At 58.4% G+C, this 16490-nt stretch carries 13 protein-coding genes; all 13 read right to left on the bottom strand.

Annotated elements, in window-relative coordinates; genetic code table 11:
* Positions 1–2: 2 nt before the first annotated feature.
* The 13 genes from NCHU2750_RS26395 to NCHU2750_RS26335 all read right to left on the bottom strand — a co-directional run bounded on the left by NCHU2750_RS26395 (position 3) and on the right by NCHU2750_RS26335 (position 16470).
* Positions 3–563 (bottom strand): chemotaxis protein CheB, encoded by a 561-nt coding sequence (locus NCHU2750_RS26395; RefSeq protein ID WP_119944789.1) that lies wholly within the window; start codon positions 561–563, stop codon positions 3–5.
* Positions 560–1402, bottom strand: coding sequence for a CheR family methyltransferase (locus NCHU2750_RS26390; RefSeq protein ID WP_119944788.1), 843 nt, complete (start codon positions 1400–1402; stop codon positions 560–562). Before NCHU2750_RS26390 ends, NCHU2750_RS26395 begins: the two co-directional genes overlap by 4 nt.
* Positions 1399–4839: a response regulator gene (locus NCHU2750_RS26385; protein WP_119944787.1), complete on the bottom strand. Its 3441-nt coding sequence runs from the start codon at positions 4837–4839 to the stop codon at positions 1399–1401. Before NCHU2750_RS26385 ends, NCHU2750_RS26390 begins: the two co-directional genes overlap by 4 nt.
* A 269-nt stretch (positions 4840–5108) precedes the next feature.
* Positions 5109–5603, bottom strand: a complete 495-nt coding sequence (locus tag NCHU2750_RS26380; RefSeq protein WP_162939811.1) for an RrF2 family transcriptional regulator — start codon at positions 5601–5603, stop codon at positions 5109–5111.
* A 75-nt stretch (positions 5604–5678) separates the two neighbouring features.
* Positions 5679–7415, bottom strand: a complete 1737-nt coding sequence (locus NCHU2750_RS26375; RefSeq protein ID WP_119944785.1) for an ABC transporter ATP-binding protein — start codon at positions 7413–7415, stop codon at positions 5679–5681.
* On the bottom strand, positions 7408–8211 hold the full coding sequence (locus NCHU2750_RS26370; protein WP_119945065.1) for an ABC transporter ATP-binding protein: 804 nt from the start codon (positions 8209–8211) through the stop codon (positions 7408–7410). Before NCHU2750_RS26370 ends, NCHU2750_RS26375 begins: the two co-directional genes overlap by 8 nt.
* 20 nt (positions 8212–8231) lie before the next feature.
* The gene (locus tag NCHU2750_RS26365; protein WP_245480541.1) at positions 8232–9347 is read right to left on the bottom strand and encodes a FecCD family ABC transporter permease; all 1116 of its coding nucleotides are present in this window, start codon (positions 9345–9347) and stop codon (positions 8232–8234) included.
* Positions 9344–10402 (bottom strand): iron chelate uptake ABC transporter family permease subunit, encoded by a 1059-nt coding sequence (locus tag NCHU2750_RS26360; RefSeq protein ID WP_119944784.1) that lies wholly within the window; start codon positions 10400–10402, stop codon positions 9344–9346. Before NCHU2750_RS26360 ends, NCHU2750_RS26365 begins: the two co-directional genes overlap by 4 nt.
* Positions 10402–11163, bottom strand: a complete 762-nt coding sequence (locus NCHU2750_RS26355) for a siderophore-interacting protein (RefSeq protein ID WP_119944783.1) — start codon at positions 11161–11163, stop codon at positions 10402–10404. Before NCHU2750_RS26355 ends, NCHU2750_RS26360 begins: the two co-directional genes overlap by 1 nt.
* Entirely contained in the window at positions 11160–12185 is a 1026-nt protein-coding gene (locus NCHU2750_RS26350; protein ID WP_119944782.1) for an iron-siderophore ABC transporter substrate-binding protein, read from the bottom strand. The genes NCHU2750_RS26355 and NCHU2750_RS26350 overlap by 4 nt, the downstream gene beginning before the upstream one ends.
* Positions 12186–12233: 48 nt before the next feature.
* Positions 12234–14609, bottom strand: a complete 2376-nt coding sequence (locus NCHU2750_RS26345; RefSeq protein WP_245480540.1) for a TonB-dependent siderophore receptor — start codon at positions 14607–14609, stop codon at positions 12234–12236.
* A 225-nt stretch (positions 14610–14834) separates the two neighbouring features.
* Positions 14835–15851: a FecR family protein gene (locus NCHU2750_RS26340; RefSeq protein ID WP_245480539.1), complete on the bottom strand. Its 1017-nt coding sequence runs from the start codon at positions 15849–15851 to the stop codon at positions 14835–14837.
* Positions 15852–15954: 103 nt separating this feature from the next.
* On the bottom strand, positions 15955–16470 hold the full coding sequence (locus tag NCHU2750_RS26335; protein ID WP_119944780.1) for an RNA polymerase sigma factor: 516 nt from the start codon (positions 16468–16470) through the stop codon (positions 15955–15957).
* Positions 16471–16490 lie beyond the last annotated feature (20 nt).

Below are 16490 nucleotides of genomic sequence, written 5' to 3'. Positions count from 1 at the left end.
TCTCAAACCTTTTTCAAACATTCTGCGATTTCCGCAAGTGTCATGGCGTCGGCGTCAGGGTTCATCTTTTCTGCGGCTTCTGGCATAGCTGCCGCGAAGGCCGTGTCTGGATTCTGCACCAATCCGACGCCACCTGCTGCCATGATAGTCTTCAGGCCATTTGCTCCATCGCTGTTGGCGCCGGAAAGGACAATCCCGATGAGCCTCTCCTGGTAGGCATCTGCGGCGGTTTCAAACAGAACGTCGATGGATGGACGGGAGAAAAATACCTGTTCATCGCTCGAAAGCGCGACTGTCTTATCAACTTCAACGAGCAGGTGATAGTCGGGCGGTGCAAAGTAGATAGTGCCGGCGAGCAAAGGCTCCTTATCTTCGGCTTCCTTCACCGCCATCCGGCACTTGGCGGCGAACAGATCGGCGAGTGCGCTTGGTCGATCCGGAGGAATATGCACGACGATCAGAATAGGTACCGGGAAGCTTGCCGGCAAATACGGAAGGATGGCAGAAAGCGCCTCAAGCGCGCCAGCCGATGCCCCGATGACGACCGCTTGAAAGCTGCTCATCCTTGGCCCTTCTTCTGGAAGATCTTCTCCTCACGCGAGAACTCCTCGAAGGAGCCTGCATGCCGTGAGAACCGCAGGCTTTCCTTAGACCCAAGTCCGAGAAAACCCTTCCTGACCATCGAGGCGTCAAAAAGCCCAATCGCACGGTCCTGCAAGTCTCGATCGAAATAAATAAGCACATTGCGGCAGGAGATCAGGTGCATCTCAGCAAAGACTGCGTCCGTCACCAGGCTATGGTCCGAGAACACGACGTTGCGCCGCAGGCTCTTATCGAAAGAGGCCCGGCCATAGGCCGCCTGATAATATTCAGACAGAGATGATTTCCCGCCGGACTTTCGATGGTTCTCGGTAAAGAGTTGGACACGGTCCAAAGCATAAATACCAGCTTCCGCCGTGGCCAGCGCCTCGGCATTGATGTCCGTCGCATAAAAGAGCGTGCGCTCCTCCAGACCTTCCTCCCGGAAAAGAATGACCATGGAATAGAGCTCTTCGCCGCCGCTGCATCCCGCGATCCAAACCTTCAAGGAGGGGTAGGTTCGCAGATGGGGAATAACGCTTTCACGCAGTGTCCTGAAATAGCTCGGATCCCGGAACATCTCGCTGACCTGAACAGTCAGGTACCCCAGAAGTCGCGGCAGCATGGACGCATCGTGCAGGACACTTTCCTGCATCGCCGAAATGGTTGAAAAGCCAAGCCCCTGCTGTGCCTGCCGCAACCGGCGCTTGATCGAGGCCATCGCATAGTTGCGGAAGTCGTAGTGATAGGTGAGAAATAGCGCCTCCAACAGCAGCCTGATCTCGATATCCTCGACTTTCTCGGATGGTTCCGCTCTAGTCATTTCGGCATCCACACCCGCACTAGGGACAACAGCTTCTCTACGTCGAGCGGCTTGGCCATGTAGTCGTTGGCTCCCGCCTCAATGCAGCGTTGCTGGTCGTCGGGCATCGCCTTCGCCGTCAGCGTCAGGATCGGCAACTTCTTCCACGCCGGGTTATTGCGGATCTCTCGCGTTGCGGTCAGACCGTCCATGACCGGCATCATTACGTCCATCAACACGAGATCGACCATGGGAGCATCAGGCTGGGAGGCCTTCTCCAAAGCAGTGATTGCTTCTTGACCGTTGCGGGCAATCGTGACGATCGCGCCTCGAGGCTCGAGGATGTTGGTCAAAGCATACACGTTGCGGACATCATCTTCCACGACGAGAATACGGCGGCCCTCGAGAATGGAATCGCGGTTACGCGCCTTGCGGATCATCTTCTGCTGCTCGTCCGGTAGCTCTGCGATAACCTGGTGCAAAAAGAGGCTCACCTCATCTAGCAGGCGCTCTGGCGACTTGGCGCCTTTGATGATGATGGACTTTGAATAGCGCCTCAGTCGCTGCTCGTCGTCTTGGGAAAGCTCACGGCCCGTGTAAACGATCACCGGAGGAAAAGCGTAGGCGCTTTCCTGGCTCAGAGTTTCAAGCAGCGAATACCCTGAAGCGTCGGGCAGCGCGAGATCGAGCACCATGCAATCGAATGTCTGGTCCTTGAGCAGCTCCAGGCACTCGGCCGCCGTTCCCGCCGTCACCGTCTCCACGCCACGCGAACCCAGAAGTCTCGCGACGGCATCGCTTTGTACAGGATCGTCCTCGACGATGAGAATGCGACGCACATTCTGGGACAGCTTGTCTTCTAGCTTTTCGAGCACTTCCACCAGTTGCTCTCGCATGACGGGCTTGACAACATAGCCGACAGCGCCCAGCGAGAAGGCGGTCTCCGTATGATCTTCAGCCGAGATCATGTGGATCGGAATGTGTCGGGTCTCGACATCGTGCTTCAGGCGATCAAGGACCGCAAGGCCCGACTGGTCGGGAAGACCGACGTCCAGGATGACGGCGCTAGGCTTATATTCCTTTGCAAGCCGCAGTGCTTCTTCAGCTGTGCCGGCGACCAGAGACTGGAAGCCCATTTCTCGTGAGAGGTCTCTGACGATCGCCGCGAAGGACGCGTCGTCTTCGATGACGAGAAGAACTCTCTTGGTGCTGCTCAAAGTGGCGCGATCGTCTTCGACGGTAAGCGCCGGTCGAGCAGGTTGGTGACGTTCTGGTCCGACCGGAGGCTGCGTTCCAACTGTCACCGCGGCCACACGAGGTGTCGCATCCCTCGGCACGACAAAAGACGGGTCATAGGCCTCTGGCACAGTGACCGTGAACGTGCTGCCTTCTCCTGGCCGGCTGGTAAGATCGATGGAGCCGCCGAGTAGCCGCACAAGCTGGCGTGAAATGGATAGACCCAAGCCTGTCCCGCCATATCGTCTGCTGATTGTGCCGTCGGCTTGGTGGAATGCCTCGAAAATCCGTTGTTGCTGATCGGCTGCAATCCCGATGCCCGTGTCTGTCACGGCAAAGGAGATGCGTCCCGCGCCCGCGGGCCTAATCGACAATGTCACACGTCCCGAACCAGTAAACTTGATGGCGTTCGAAAGCAGGTTTTTCAGCACCTGTTCCAATCGGAGCGGATCCGTCTCGATCGCGACCGGAATATCCGCAGCGAGTTCAACGGCGAAATCGAGATTTTTATCAGTCACCAGCGGTTGGAACATCTGGCGAAGGTTATTGGCAACGCGTTCCACGACTACGGCCTCCGGCCTGATTTCGACATGGCCTGCCTCGATCTTGGAGAGGTCGAGGATGTCGTTGATCAGGTTGAGGAGGTCATTGCCGGAGGACTGGATCGTCTGGGCATACTTGACTTGGTCGGCCGTCAGGTTCTCATCAGGATTGTCGGCCAGCAGCTTGGCCAGGATCAGCGATGAATTGAGCGGCGTTCTCAGTTCATGCGACATGTTGGCGAGGAAATCGGATTTGTACTGGCTCGCCTGCTCCAGTTCTCTAGCTTTGAGCTCGACCGAGGCGTTTACGCGTTCGAGATTATCGCGCTGCGCTTCCAGTTCCTGCGTCTGCTGTTCGAGCTGCGAGTTTGTCTGCTCGAGCTCTGCCTGTTGTTGTTCCAGGCGTGTCTGAGATTCTTTCAGCGCACGCCCCTGCTCTTCGAGCTCTTCGTTGGACACCCGCAGTTCTTCGCTCTGCGTCTGAAGCTCTTCGGACTGGCGCTGGGTTTCTTCTAGTAGGTTCTGCAATTCGCTTCGATAAGTGGCAGAACGCACGGCAATCGCAACTGCTTCGGACGCCCGCGCGAGGAAGGTCTCGACAAGCGGGTCGATGGCGCGCAGAAAGCCGATTTCAATCACCGAATTGACGTCGCCATCGAGGACGCCGGGAAAGATCGCGATGTGACCGGGTTTGTGTTGGCCGAGCGCGGAGCCGAAAGAAAGATAGCCGTCAGGCACCTCACCGAACACCATCGGCCGACCTTCCGCCGCTGCCTGACCCAAAAGTCCCTCGCGCTGACGGAAGCGGGCGGGTAGAGCCGTCGCGTCAGGCACACCGTAAGCCGCCACACGCTGAAACACGTCGCTGGTCCCGACGAATGCTGCCCCCGCGACACCGCCGACATATCGCACCAGGAACTCCAAGATGCTGTTGCCCAATTGCTCGATCGGCTGGTCGCCCATCATAGCGGCAGCGAGCTCGACCTGGCCGGATTGCAGCCACTCTTCGCGCCGGCGAGCAATAGTCGCGCGCCGGATCAGGAAGCCGATAGCAAGGGTTAGCATAACACCAAGCAGGCCAGATAACATCGTGCTTGCGAGTGCGGTCTGCTGGGCGCTCTTCATTTCGGCAATCCGCTGGACACGGGCCTCGCCCTCCCGTTGCGCCATAGCTGCAATCTGCGCCCGGATCGCGTCCATCTCTTCCTTGCCACGGTCGGTATTCACGACTGCCATTGCGGCATCCAGCCCCTGGCTGCGTCTCAGGTCAATCGTTTGCTGCAACTCATCGAGCTTGGCAGCGACGCGCCGTTTTAATGTCGCGAGCCGCTGCCCCTGCCCAGAATTGTCAGCCGTTAGTCGGTCTATGTCGTCGAACTTGGCGGGGATCGCCTGCAGCGCGGCGTTATATGGCCCGAGATAGCTATCGTTGAAGGTTAAAAGAAAGCCGCGTTGGCCTGTCTCAGCATCCTGAACCCGCGACAGCAACTCGTCGAGCGCCACAATTGCAACGTGAGTTCGGACGATACGTTGATTGCCATCATCCAAAGCCTGAAGATTATAGAACGACACCAGCCCGCTTATCACGAAAAAGACGAGAGTTCCGACCAATCCGAGAGCTACGCCGTAATCGAGCCCGAGAAAGCCATTTGAAAAGTGGGATGCGGATTTTTTGTTCATGGAGATCTCGAGCGAATAAAACTGGCGGAAGTCTATGCGTCATAGGCAATGCTGATGGAATTGTCGAACATTGGTCTCGTCACAGCCAGGGCCCTCTTGTCTTTCCGGTCCGGCCGAGGAGATGGCAGCGCTCATACATCGAACGAAAGTTTAGCTCACCTGTAAATGCGCGGCAGACTAGAGACCGGAAGCGTGGCAAAATACTCAAGGTCTTGATGGGAGTCGAACCCTTGGCGGGTTGGGGTCTATTAGCTAGGTGAATGCTCTCGTTACGCAAATCTGCTTTCCAAACCTGACGGGCGCCTCGCCTTTCGCTTAGCGCGCATGGTCCCCGAATTTTCTCCGATTTTACCCTCCTCAAGCGGGAGCTCGGCTTCCGCCAGATCGTTGATGGAAAAGCGGTTGAGATAGGTTTGAACGGCATCGTCGACACCACGCATGACCTCTATGAGAGCTTTCGCCTTCAGCTGCTCTCCGCGTGAATTTCCCGCATTCGATGCGACGGGATTTTGGTCTTCCATCCGACAGATCACGTCATGTAGGGAAATCTCTTTCGCCGACCGTGTAAGTTCCAGACCTCCGTTTCGCCCACGGGTGGCTGTCAACAGCCCGGCATTGACCAGCTTCAAGGCAACATGAGCGGCAAAATCGGACGTGGTCTCGGCAGCTTTTGCTGCATCTGCGGTCTTCAGCCGCCAGTCATTCGATCGTGCACAGGCGACTAGAATTGCAATCGCGACTTCAGTTTCCCGTTTCAACTTCACCTGTTTGTCCTCCACGATTTTGATCGGCGTGTTCGGCGTAGCACCTCAATAGCGAAGCTGCTGTCTTCCGCATTCTCACGGTGCATTTACCCTGCTCTGTGCCACATGCAGTGCGCGATATCGCCCCCCGGCCTTGTGCAGGAGATCCTCATGCCGTCCTTCCTCCACGATACGCCCGTCTTCGACAACGACGATCCGATCCGCGTTGGTGATGGTTGCCAGGCGGTGGGCGATGACAAGCGTGGTGCGCCCATGCGCGAGGTCCGCGAGCGACTGCTGGATGGCGCGCTCCGTCTCGCTGTCGAGCGCAGATGTTGCCTCATCGAGGATCAGGATGGGTGGGTTCCTCAAGAAGATACGGGCGATCGCCAGCCTCTGCTTTTGCCCGCCGGACAGTTTGACGCCGCGCTCGCCGACTACAGTGTCGAGACCATCGGGCAAGGCAGCGATCACATCGTCAAGCCGCGCACGACGCGCGGCCTCGATGATCTCGCTCTCGCCGGCGTTGAGACGGCCATAGGCGATATTCTCCCGGATCGTTCCAGCAAACAGAAAAACGTCCTGCTGAACGATGCCTATATTGGAGCGAAGGCTGTTGAGGGTGATATCCCTGATGTCCACGCCGTCGATGCTGATGGCACCGATCGTCACCTCGTAGAAGCGAGGCAAGAGAGCGCAGATCGTCGTCTTGCCGGCGCCAGAGGGACCAACGAAGGCGATAGTTTCGCCGGGCTCGATCGAGAGGTTTATGCCTTCGAGGATTGGCAGGCCGGCGCGATAGCTGAACGTGACGTCGTGATAGGCGATGCGACCGCTCAATCGCGGAATATCAACCGCATCCCCTCGATCGCTGATATCTGGCTGCCGGTCGAGGAAGTCCGTATAGCGTTGGAAGCCGGCGATCCCTTTCGGATAGGTCTCTATGATCGAGTTGATCTTGTCGATCGGGCGGAAAAAGACGCCGACCAGAAGCAGGAAGCCGACAAATCCGCCGGCCGTCAGCTCGCCTGACGTCACATACCAGGCGCCTGCCAGCATCACCACGATCTGGACGAAGCGCATCGACAGATAGGAGAGCGACATGGAGGCCGCCATAACCCGGTAGGCCTCGAGCTTGGTGTTGAGATAATTGCTGTTGTTCCTGGCAAACAGCACCCGCTCGTGCTCCTCGTTGGCAAAGGCCTGAACGACGCGGATGCCACCGATATTCTCTGCAATGCGCGCATTGAACTCCCCCACTCTTCCATAGAGCGCATGCCAGGTCGCCGTCATCCGCTTTCCGTAGATTGCCGTGACCACAGCCGTCAGTGGAACGATCAGGCCCGTCAGAATAGCGAGCGGCACATGAACCGAGAGCATCAGCAGGAAAGCACCGATCAGCGTCATCACGGCAATGAACAGATCTTCGGGTCCGTGATGGGCAACCTCGCCGATCTCCTCGAGATCCTTGGTCAGCCGCGCGACCAGATGCCCGGTCTTGTGCTCGTCGAAAAAGCCGAAGGAGAGCTTTTGCAGATGATCGAACGCTTTGCGGCGCATCTCGGTTTCGATCTTCAGGCCGAGCATGTGCCCCCAATAGGTGACCACCACCTGAAGACCGGCATTGAGCAGATAGATGATGAACAGGCCGGCAACGGCGAGTGCGATCAATCCCAACTGGTTGCTTGGCAAAAGCCGGTCGATGAACAGGGTCACGGCCACCGGAAAAGCAAGCTCCAGCACGCCGGCCAGGACCGCGCTGCCAAAATCGAGCGCGAACAGGCCGCGATGTGGGCGGTAATAGATGGCAAAGCGTTTGATCAGATCAGTCATGGCGGGGCTCTTTCAGGCGGCGACCTTTTGGCACGATCATCGGCGTACCGCTGACCGGGTCGGGTATGACCATTGCGGGCAGGTTGAACACGGTTTCAACCAGATCCGAAGTGACGATCTCTGCAGGTTTGCCGCTGGCAACGATCGCGCCATCCTTCATCGCGATGAGATGCGAGGCATAGCGGCAGGCGTGATTGAGGTCGTGCAGGACGGCGACGATGGTGCGACCCTCGTCATTGAGATCGGCTAGAAGATCGAGCAACTCGATCTGATGGGCGATATCCAGAAACGTCGTCGGCTCGTCGAGAAGCAGGATCGGCGTTTCCTGCGCTAGTACCATTGCCACCCAGACCCGCTGGCGCTGACCGCCGGAAAGTTCATCGACGAAGCGGCCGGAGAGATCGGTGACACCGGTCGCCGCCATAGCCCTGGCGACTGCCGCCTCATCGGCGCTCGACCATTGCCGCAGAAAGGATTGATGGGGATAGCGACCGCGCGCAACGAGATCAGCAACCGTGATCCCATCGGGTGCAATGGCACTCTGCGGTAAAAGCCCAAGACGGCGGGCCACGTCCTTGGCCGCCATGTGATGGATATCATGGCCATCGAGGATTACCTGTCCGTCGGACGGTCGAATCAGGCGGGACAGGGCCTTGAGCAAGGTCGACTTGCCACAGGCATTCGGTCCGACGATAGCGGTAAAAGCGCCATCGGGGATCGACACCGACAGATTTTTGGAGATCGTCCGCTGGTCGTATCGCAGTGTGACCGCATCAGCCTGCAATCGGTCCGCGATGGATAGGGAGCCTATACCGGTCATTTGCGACCCTCGCGCAAGAGGAGAAACAGAAAATAGAGCCCGCCGATGCTGACGGTCATCACACCGACCGGCAGCTGGACACCAAATGCATGCTGGGCAGTCCAATCGGCGATGAGGAGCAGAAACCCTCCCATCAGGGCCGACGTGCCAAGCATGGGGCCTGTTGACCTTGCGAGCCGGCGGGCGATCTGAGGGGCGACCAGCGCGATGAAGGAGATCGGCCCGGCCGCGGCCGTGACGATCGCCGTCAGTGCAACGCCCAGTGTCATCAGGATCAGCCGCGCCCGGCTGACATCGACGCCCGAGGCACGGGCCACGTCATCGCCCATCTCCAATTGATGCAGCGGCCGGCCGAAGAGCAGTGTCGCAGGCACGAGGATCACAACCGCAATCATGACCGGGATCAGTTGTTCGATCCCAAGTCCGTTGAGTGAGCCTGCCCCCCATATCGCGGCCGACATCGCCACCTGCAGATCCGCCTCACGGATCATCCAGGCATTGAACGCCCCGAGCATGGCTGCAACGCCAATTCCGACTATGATCAACCGAAACCCCTGAACACCCCGTCGCCAGGCCAGCAGGTAGACCAGCGAAGCGGTTGCGATGCCGCCCACCAGAGCTCCAGCCGCCGTCTCGTAATACCCACCGGAAAAGAGAAGGATGACGATCAGCGCACCGGTATAGGATCCGGCCGAGAAGCCGATGATGTCGGGGGAACCCAGCGGATTGCGTGTCAAAGACTGGAAGATTGCACCGCTCATGCCAAGGCAGGCACCGAGCAGAAAGGCGAGCGCAACCCTTGGCAGGCGCCATTCGACCACGACCATCCGGATCACGTTGCCATTGCCGGCATCCTGGCCAGCCAAGGAGCCTTGAAAGCCTTCGAATGGATCGGTGACAGCTTCAGCCAGAACCTCGAGCGCGCCAGCGAAAGAAATCGGATAGGTGCCGCTGGTCAGCGAGAACGCCCCGATACCAAATGCTGCGAATGCCAGAAGGACACATAGGCCGCATACCCATGGATCGGCCTGCATCGAGACCCGCTCACCGAGAACACGAAGGGTTTTGCGGTGGAAGCCGTGAATGGCGTGGTTGGCGGTTTCCTGCGTCATAGGCCGGTCGCCTTGCTGCGGCGAGCCAGCAGGATAAGAACGGGAGCTCCGACAAAGGCCGTGACAATGCCGGCTTCAAGTTCGCCCGGATAAAGCACAAGCCGACCGAGGATATCGGCAGAGAGTAGGAGTATGGGCGAGAACAGCATGGTCAGCCCGATGATCCATCGCTGGTCCGGCCCGACCAGCCAACGAACCACATGCGGCACCATCAGCCCGACAAAGGCGATCGGACCCGCGGCGGCCGTTGCAGCACCGGAGAGAAGCGTGACCGCGATGATGACGAGGATGCGCGCCCGCAGCATGTTGGCGCCGAGCGTGGATGCCAGATCGTCGCCAAGCGCTACGGCATTCAGTGGCCTTGCTGCGGCAAAGGCCACCACCAGTCCCACCAGAATGAATGGGGTGACCGTCTCCACCACGGCCATGCCTCGACCGGCAATCGAGCCGATCGACCAGATACGCAGTGCATCGAAGGCTTGCGGGTTGAGAAGCGTGATCGAAGAGCCGAAACCGGATAGCACGGCGGCAATGGCGACGCCGGACAGAACGAGGCGGACGGGCGTGGCACCATCCCTACCCGCAGCACCGATCCCGTAGACGACCGCCGTGACGACCATAGCACCGGCGAGCGATGCCCAGATATAGCCAGAGATCATCGAGACGCCGAAGATGCCGACTGCCACCGTGACGAAGAAGGCGGCACCCGCATTCACTCCCAGCACGCCCGGATCGGCCAGCGGATTGCGCGTCATCGCCTGGATCAGCGCGCCGGAGACGCCCAAAGCCGCGCCGCACAACAGGCCAAGCAGCGTGCGAGGCAAGCGGTAATCGAGGATGATGGTCTGCTCGAGCGACGTCTGATGATACCCGAAAAGAGTTTCTGTGACCGTTCGCAACGCAATCGGTCTGGCGCCAACCATGAAGCTGAGCGCACAGGCAAGCACAATCAAAACAAAGCCAACCGCCAGTAAATGGACCCGGGTCTGGGAAAATTCCGGGCGAGCTGCGCGTGATGTCGCGCTTGTGCCAGCCGGTTGCTGCACGCTACCCATCAGCGGGCCTGACCGTCTATCCAGTAGCCAACGGACACGATCCTGCTCTTATCAATGCCGGCAGCATCTCGAAAGTGCTTGCGGCAGTCAGAGACGGCAGTCGCTTCACCAGCAATCCAAATGTAGCCATTACCTTCAGGTAGCTCGATGGCGCGGGCCATATCAACGAGGCAGGTGGACTTTTCAGGCGTTCCAAAACTCTCTTGCCAGCAAAGGCAAAGATCAGCCTCGGTCTGGATTCGCTGTCGGTCACGTTCACCAGGAATTTCGATATTCGCCAGTATACGGCAGCCTTTTGGGCACTCTTCAATGATACGGGACGCAGCCGGCAATCCTGTCACGTCACACAGGAGCAACGTCCAGTCGCGATCCTCCGGCGGATCATATTTGCCCCCCGCCGGGCCGATACCAATCTTGACCCCGGTGACCGCATTCATCGCCCAGGTCGAGGCCACGCCACCCTCGTGCGCAACGAAGTCGATGGTGACGGTGCCGTTGGAAGTGTCCCAGGCGCGGATGGAATAGGGACGGCTCTCGCTCGACAACTGTCCTTCGGGTGTCGCCCATCCTGACCCGGTGAACACCGGCAGCGTCACTTGACCGGTCTCTGCATGCGGGAAAACCAGTCTGACCCACTCGTCGGCTTTCCGCGATGATGAAAAGCTCCGTACGTCATCTCCACCGATCACGATTCGGATCATCGACGGGGTCACATGGTGGTGGCTGATCACCTCACCGAGGAGATATCGAGGTCCGCTCATCCGCGCTCACTTTCAAAGATATCGGCAATTCGTTGGAAAAATGAGCCAAAGGCATAGGGGATCGACAAGACGCTCAGTGCCGAAGAAGCCCAGACCAGTTCAGGGTCATCGAGGTAGACGCACTTACCGGTTCGAATGGCAGTGACCTGCTGGAGAAGATTGCTGGCCTCGACGCTCTGCTGGATTTCGCTGCCATAGCCGAAGACGAAGATATCAGCCTCCAACTCATCAACCCGCTCCAGACTGATCGACGTGCGCCATTTTCCAGGGTTCGCGGCCGTCAACCGCTCGACAGCTGGTGCTATTTTGAGACCCAGCTGCTGGAGAATTTGCATGCGGGGGTCGGTGGCGAGGTAAAGGCCCAGATTGCCGTCGCCGGCGGAATAGGTCGCGAACATAAATGTTTTGCCCGAAGCCGATGGATATCGAGACTTTAGCTCCGCAAGGAAACGCTCGGTCGCGGCAACGCTGGCATCTGCCGCATCGGTGCGTCCGAGCACCTTCCCAACGAATGCGGTCTGCACACGCCATGGCGCCCGTCCCACCATAGACTGATGGACCACTGTCGGTGCGATCCGGCTCAATCTCTCATAGGCTATTGCACTGAAGTTGGAATAGGCGGCGAGAACGATGATCAGGTCCGGCTGAAGCACGGCGATCTGCTCAAAATCAAGCATTTCCGATTGAAGCAGCACCGGCATCTCCGCTCCCAGAAGTGGCTCATTCCATGGAAAGATGCCGCTGTCGAAAAGCCCACGCCGCTCCATTGCAGCCGGGATCAAGCCTAATGCCAGGACGATATCCTCTGAGTTCCATCCAAGTGTAGCAAGCCGGCGCGGCCGAGCTGTCACTACCGTCGTTCCAAGCGCATGCCTTACCGTCCGCGGGAAGCCTTCCGCGGATGCCCCAGCGAGCGCAGGAGCGAAGCCGTTCACGAGAACACCAGCGATCCCAAAGCAAACTGCTCGACGATTGATGCCGGCGGGGCCGTCACGTTGGATTTCAATCTCTGCCGACTGCATGCAAACTCCTCGCGATCTAGCCGGCCCGAGGGCCGGCTAGGTGCCGCGTCAAAACTTGTGGGTCAGCTTCACGGTGAAGTTGCGCGGATCTCCGTAGTTTCGCGTGTTGTAGAAGTTGATCTGAGAATAGTACTTCTCGTCAAAGACGTTGTTCACGTTCAACTGAAGTGCGGTTTGCTCCGTGAAATCGTAGCGGGCCATCAGGTTGACGACGGCGTAGCCATCCTGCTCTGCCTTGCGTTGGACAAATGCACCGCTCTCGTCGGCTCCCCAAACGGTGTAGTCTATCCCGCTTTGCCAGCGGACCCCGCCGCCGACGGTCAGTTTTTCGAGCGCACCGCTTTGGAACCGGTAGGTGGTGAAGAGATTAAATGTCTGGCGCGGGATCTGAGTGCTGAGCTCGTCACCGTCCGGTCCCTTCAGGCTGAAGAGCGAGTAGCCGGTCTTGACGTTCCATCCGGGTAGAATTTCGCCTCCGACTTCGAACTCGAAGCCTTTGCTGGTCGTGCCATCGACACCGTAATAGGCCTGCTCAAGCGAACCCGGCACGACATTGTCGTTATCGGCCTCTGCGACATTGTCCTGTTTCGTATAGAAGAATGACAGCGATGCGGTCAGGCGGTCGTCCAGGAAGGACCCCTTGATACCCGTCTCATAGCTCGTGCCCTGAATAGGATCGAGATATTTGCCGTTCCGGTCGAGATATTCCTGTGGCTGGAACACATCGGTGTAGCTGGCATAGACGGAGAAATTGTTGGTGAGATCGTAGACGATGCCGGCATAGGGCGAAACGACGTTAAAAATATCCGTCGCCTCGTTATCGTAGTTCGTATATCGCGCGCCCATAATGAGCTTCAGGTCGTCGGTGACCGAGAAACGAGCCGCACTGTAAAGGCCGACTTGGCGGACCCGATTGTCGAGCTCAGGCTCCTTCTCTCCCCATACCGGCTCCGGATAGTCGCCGGTCCAATCCAGCAGGCTTCCCATGTAGTCGGCACGTGACAGCGGCAAGCGGACAGTTCCGTAGTTTTCCTGCCAGGTTGATGAGCCACCAACCATGAACTCGTGCGTGCGTCCGAAGAGATCGAACTCGCCATCGAGCTTGGCATGAATGGAATTCTGCTCCCGATATCCCTCGTACCAGTTGGAATACACCTTGGTGCTCGATGTGGTCCACGTCGTGGGATCGATCAGACCACCGATCGACATGCCCATCTTGGCATCATAGGTCTGCTTGCTATGCGTATAGCCCACCTGGCCCTTCCAGCCATTGTCGAACTCGTGGTCGAGTGTGAAGAACTGGGTCTGGGTATCGCTGGACCAGCTCGACCACTTCGGAGAGCCATTGTAAGATTCTGGCCAATCGATTTCTTCACCTGTCTTGAACCACCCGGTCGGCAGCGCGCCGCCCCAGGTCGAGCCTTTCGGGCGATTTCTCTGATAGTCGGCGCCGACACGCAGGGTCGTATCCTCGGTCAGGTCGGCTTCGACCGTCCCGTAGAGAATGCCCGACTTCTTGCTGTAATGGTCAAGGAAGGATTCTCCATATTCACCGGCTCCGACAAGACGGCCACGAACCGTTCCACTGTCGTTGAGCGCGGAGGAGACGTCAAATGTGCTACGATAGTTATCCCATGATCCCGCAGAGGCACTGACTTCGCCGGTCAGTTCCTTGGAAGTCGCTCGCTTGCGAACCAGATTGACTGATGCGGAGGGGTTTCCAGCACCGTTCATCAGGCCGGTGGCGCCCCGAACAACCTCGATGCGATCATAAATGATGGAATCGAGCGCGGACTCACCGGCGGCATAGGGTGATGAAAACGTCGTCGGAACACCGTCATACTGATAGCTGTCGACGGAAAAACCGCGATAGTTGAATGACGAGCGCTCGGTATCGTAGGCGCTCTCGGCAACGCCGGTCGTATTGCGCAAGACATCCGTAAGCGACGTCGAGTTCTGATCGTCGATCTGCTGGCGGGTGACGACGGACACGGACTGCGGTGTCTCCTTGATCGAGAGAGGCAGGCCAGTCGCGCTGCTCATCTGACTGGTCGTATATGAGCTCGTGCCCTCCGTCGTTGCCCCTTGAGCCTTGAGCACGATGGGCTCAAGTGCCGTCGCTCCACCTGGCCCGACTTGGGCACTTCCGGCCGGAGCAACGATAAGTGCCACGGATTTGGCACCAGCCATCCGGATGGAAACCCCCGTTCCCGAGAGAAGAGTGCGAAGAGCTTGTTCCGCAGTCATCTGGCCGATAGCGGCTGCCGATCGCTTACCCGCGACCGCCTCGGAGGTGAAGGATACATCCCAGTCGCTGGCACGCATGAATGCAGAAAGGGCCGACGAAAGAGATTGTGCCGGGATGTTGAAGCTAGAGGTCTGGACAGACTGCTGTGCATGGGCCTGATGGGATGCGGAAACCATCGCGGTCCCAAGCACCGTGGATGCAATCAGAATGTGGAAAATTCGGTGAGACGTTTGGCGCTTGCCCCCCGTCTTCGCTGCGGATTGCTGACCACCCATGAAACTATGCCCCGGCATTTCATATCCCTCTCGACAAAACTCAAGCGACCGAAATTCCCCGTCGGAAATCGGCCTCTGATACAGGGACACGCGGCGAAGGCGGATCTCACAAAAAAAGTTGAATTTTTATCGAAGGATTAAGATGCCGCCCGGAAGTCGGGTTACAGACGCCCCAACAGTGGTCGCCAAGGACCGGATCGCAAGCTCGGGATCGTCGAGACGGTAGCGCCCGTTGACCTTCACATCATCAAACGCCGAGCCGGTTCGCACCACCGCGTGACCATAGTATCGCTGAAGATCGTGCAGGACGGATTTGAATGATTGATCCTGAAACACGACCTGACCCTTCAGCCACGCAAACGCCACCGCTCCATCGATAGACCGCACCGTTGAAATGTCGGAGGCTGACGCCGTGATAGCTTGCCCTGGCTCCAAGTCGACCTTCTCGCTTGGATCGCCCAGACTGGTCACCTCGACATGACCGCGCTCGAGTGCAACAGCATCCTCGTCGTCATCTCGATGGACCGAAAATGCGGTCCCTTTGACCTCGACCTGAGAGAACGCGGCTGTGACGTCGAATGGACGCGAAGGGTTATGCACGACATCGAAATAGGCCTCGCCTTTCAGAAGCCGCACGGACCGTTTGGTCCCTTCGAAATCGACGGCGATGGCGGTATCAGTGTTCAGAATAACCTTTGATCCATCAGGCAAGGCGACTTCCCGCTGCACGCCGGCGTCCGTGATGTAATCCGCTTCCCACTGGATTCTCAGGGCGGGATACTGCTGAACGCCGATTGCCAGAAGGATGGCTGCTGCCGCTGCGCCAAGCCAGGGCAGGATGGCGCGCCGAGGCCGCCGCAACGGGACGACGTTTGCAGGTTCCGGAACCTCGGCACCAGAAATCTGCTCGGCAATATTCCGGGCGACTTCCTCTGCCTCTGGAAGCTCCCACGCTTCACCAACCGCTTCGAATGCCTTCTGATGTGACGGATCTGCGACCCGCCACGCCTCGAAACGTGCCGCCAGATCGCGATTACCCGGCTCGCCCTGCAGCCTGAAGAACCAGTCGAGAGCAGCGTCCATCACCGGGTCGGGATGGATGAACGCTTGTTCGCCAACAGAGTTTGATCGATCGTGTCCCACTCAGTTCCATCCCATCACGGGTTCGGCGACGACGGTGGCCTTATACAGGAGACAGTCAACGCCAGGAAATCTCACAAAAATTCTTCCTATCCGCATCAGGCCGTCATCCTCGGTCAATTTTAGCTAGTGCGTCCATGCAGTGGGCATGAGCCATCTTCAAGTCATTGAAAACCGTATTGGGCGACACGCCGAGATGCTCCGCGATCCTCGGGTATGGCCATTTCTCGATCTTGCTCAAAACCCAGACCTTCTGTGCCCGCTCGGGAAGCCGAGACACTGCCTCCTCCAACAGACGGAGGCGCTGACGGTGGATGATCTCGGCTTCCTGAGATGGAGTTGGCGAAGCGATCGTTTCGACATCCGTCTCAGAGACATCGTCTCGCTCCACGGAGCCGCGGATCTGGCGACTTCGCTTGTGGTTCAGGGCGAGATTTCGGGCGGTTTGAAAGAGAAATGCCTCGATGTGCTCGACAGTACCGCCTTCGACTGCCCGACTGACACGCACATAGGCCTCTTGCGCGACATCCTCTGCGGCCTGATGATCTCCGACGATCCTAACAACCGTTCCGATCAGCGCCTTTCGGTTGCTCAGAAATATGTCGGTGAAGCTCGCGCTCACGCGGCAACCTCTCTGGGCGG

Source organism: Neorhizobium sp. NCHU2750 (assembly GCF_003597675.1).
In the GTDB taxonomy this organism is placed as follows: Bacteria; Pseudomonadota; Alphaproteobacteria; order Rhizobiales; family Rhizobiaceae; genus Neorhizobium.
This window is presented reverse-complemented; position numbering and strand designations above follow the sequence as displayed.

Coding starts and splice junctions, on each gene's coding strand:
- NCHU2750_RS26395 (WP_119944789.1), bottom strand. CDS start 563: ATGAGCAGCTTTCAAGCGGTCGTCATCGGGGCATCGGCTGGCGCGCTT.
- NCHU2750_RS26390 (WP_119944788.1), bottom strand. CDS start 1,402: ATGACTAGAGCGGAACCATCCGAGAAAGTCGAGGATATCGAGATCAGG.
- NCHU2750_RS26385 (WP_119944787.1), bottom strand. CDS start 4,839: ATGAACAAAAAATCCGCATCCCACTTTTCAAATGGCTTTCTCGGGCTC.
- NCHU2750_RS26375 (WP_119944785.1), bottom strand. CDS start 7,415: ATGACTGATCTGATCAAACGCTTTGCCATCTATTACCGCCCACATCGC.
- NCHU2750_RS26365 (WP_245480541.1), bottom strand. CDS start 9,347: ATGACGCAGGAAACCGCCAACCACGCCATTCACGGCTTCCACCGCAAA.
- NCHU2750_RS26360 (WP_119944784.1), bottom strand. CDS start 10,402: ATGGGTAGCGTGCAGCAACCGGCTGGCACAAGCGCGACATCACGCGCA.
- NCHU2750_RS26355 (WP_119944783.1), bottom strand. CDS start 11,163: ATGAGCGGACCTCGATATCTCCTCGGTGAGGTGATCAGCCACCACCAT.
- NCHU2750_RS26350 (WP_119944782.1), bottom strand. CDS start 12,185: ATGCAGTCGGCAGAGATTGAAATCCAACGTGACGGCCCCGCCGGCATC.
- NCHU2750_RS26345 (WP_245480540.1), bottom strand. CDS start 14,609: ATGGTTTCCGCATCCCATCAGGCCCATGCACAGCAGTCTGTCCAGACC.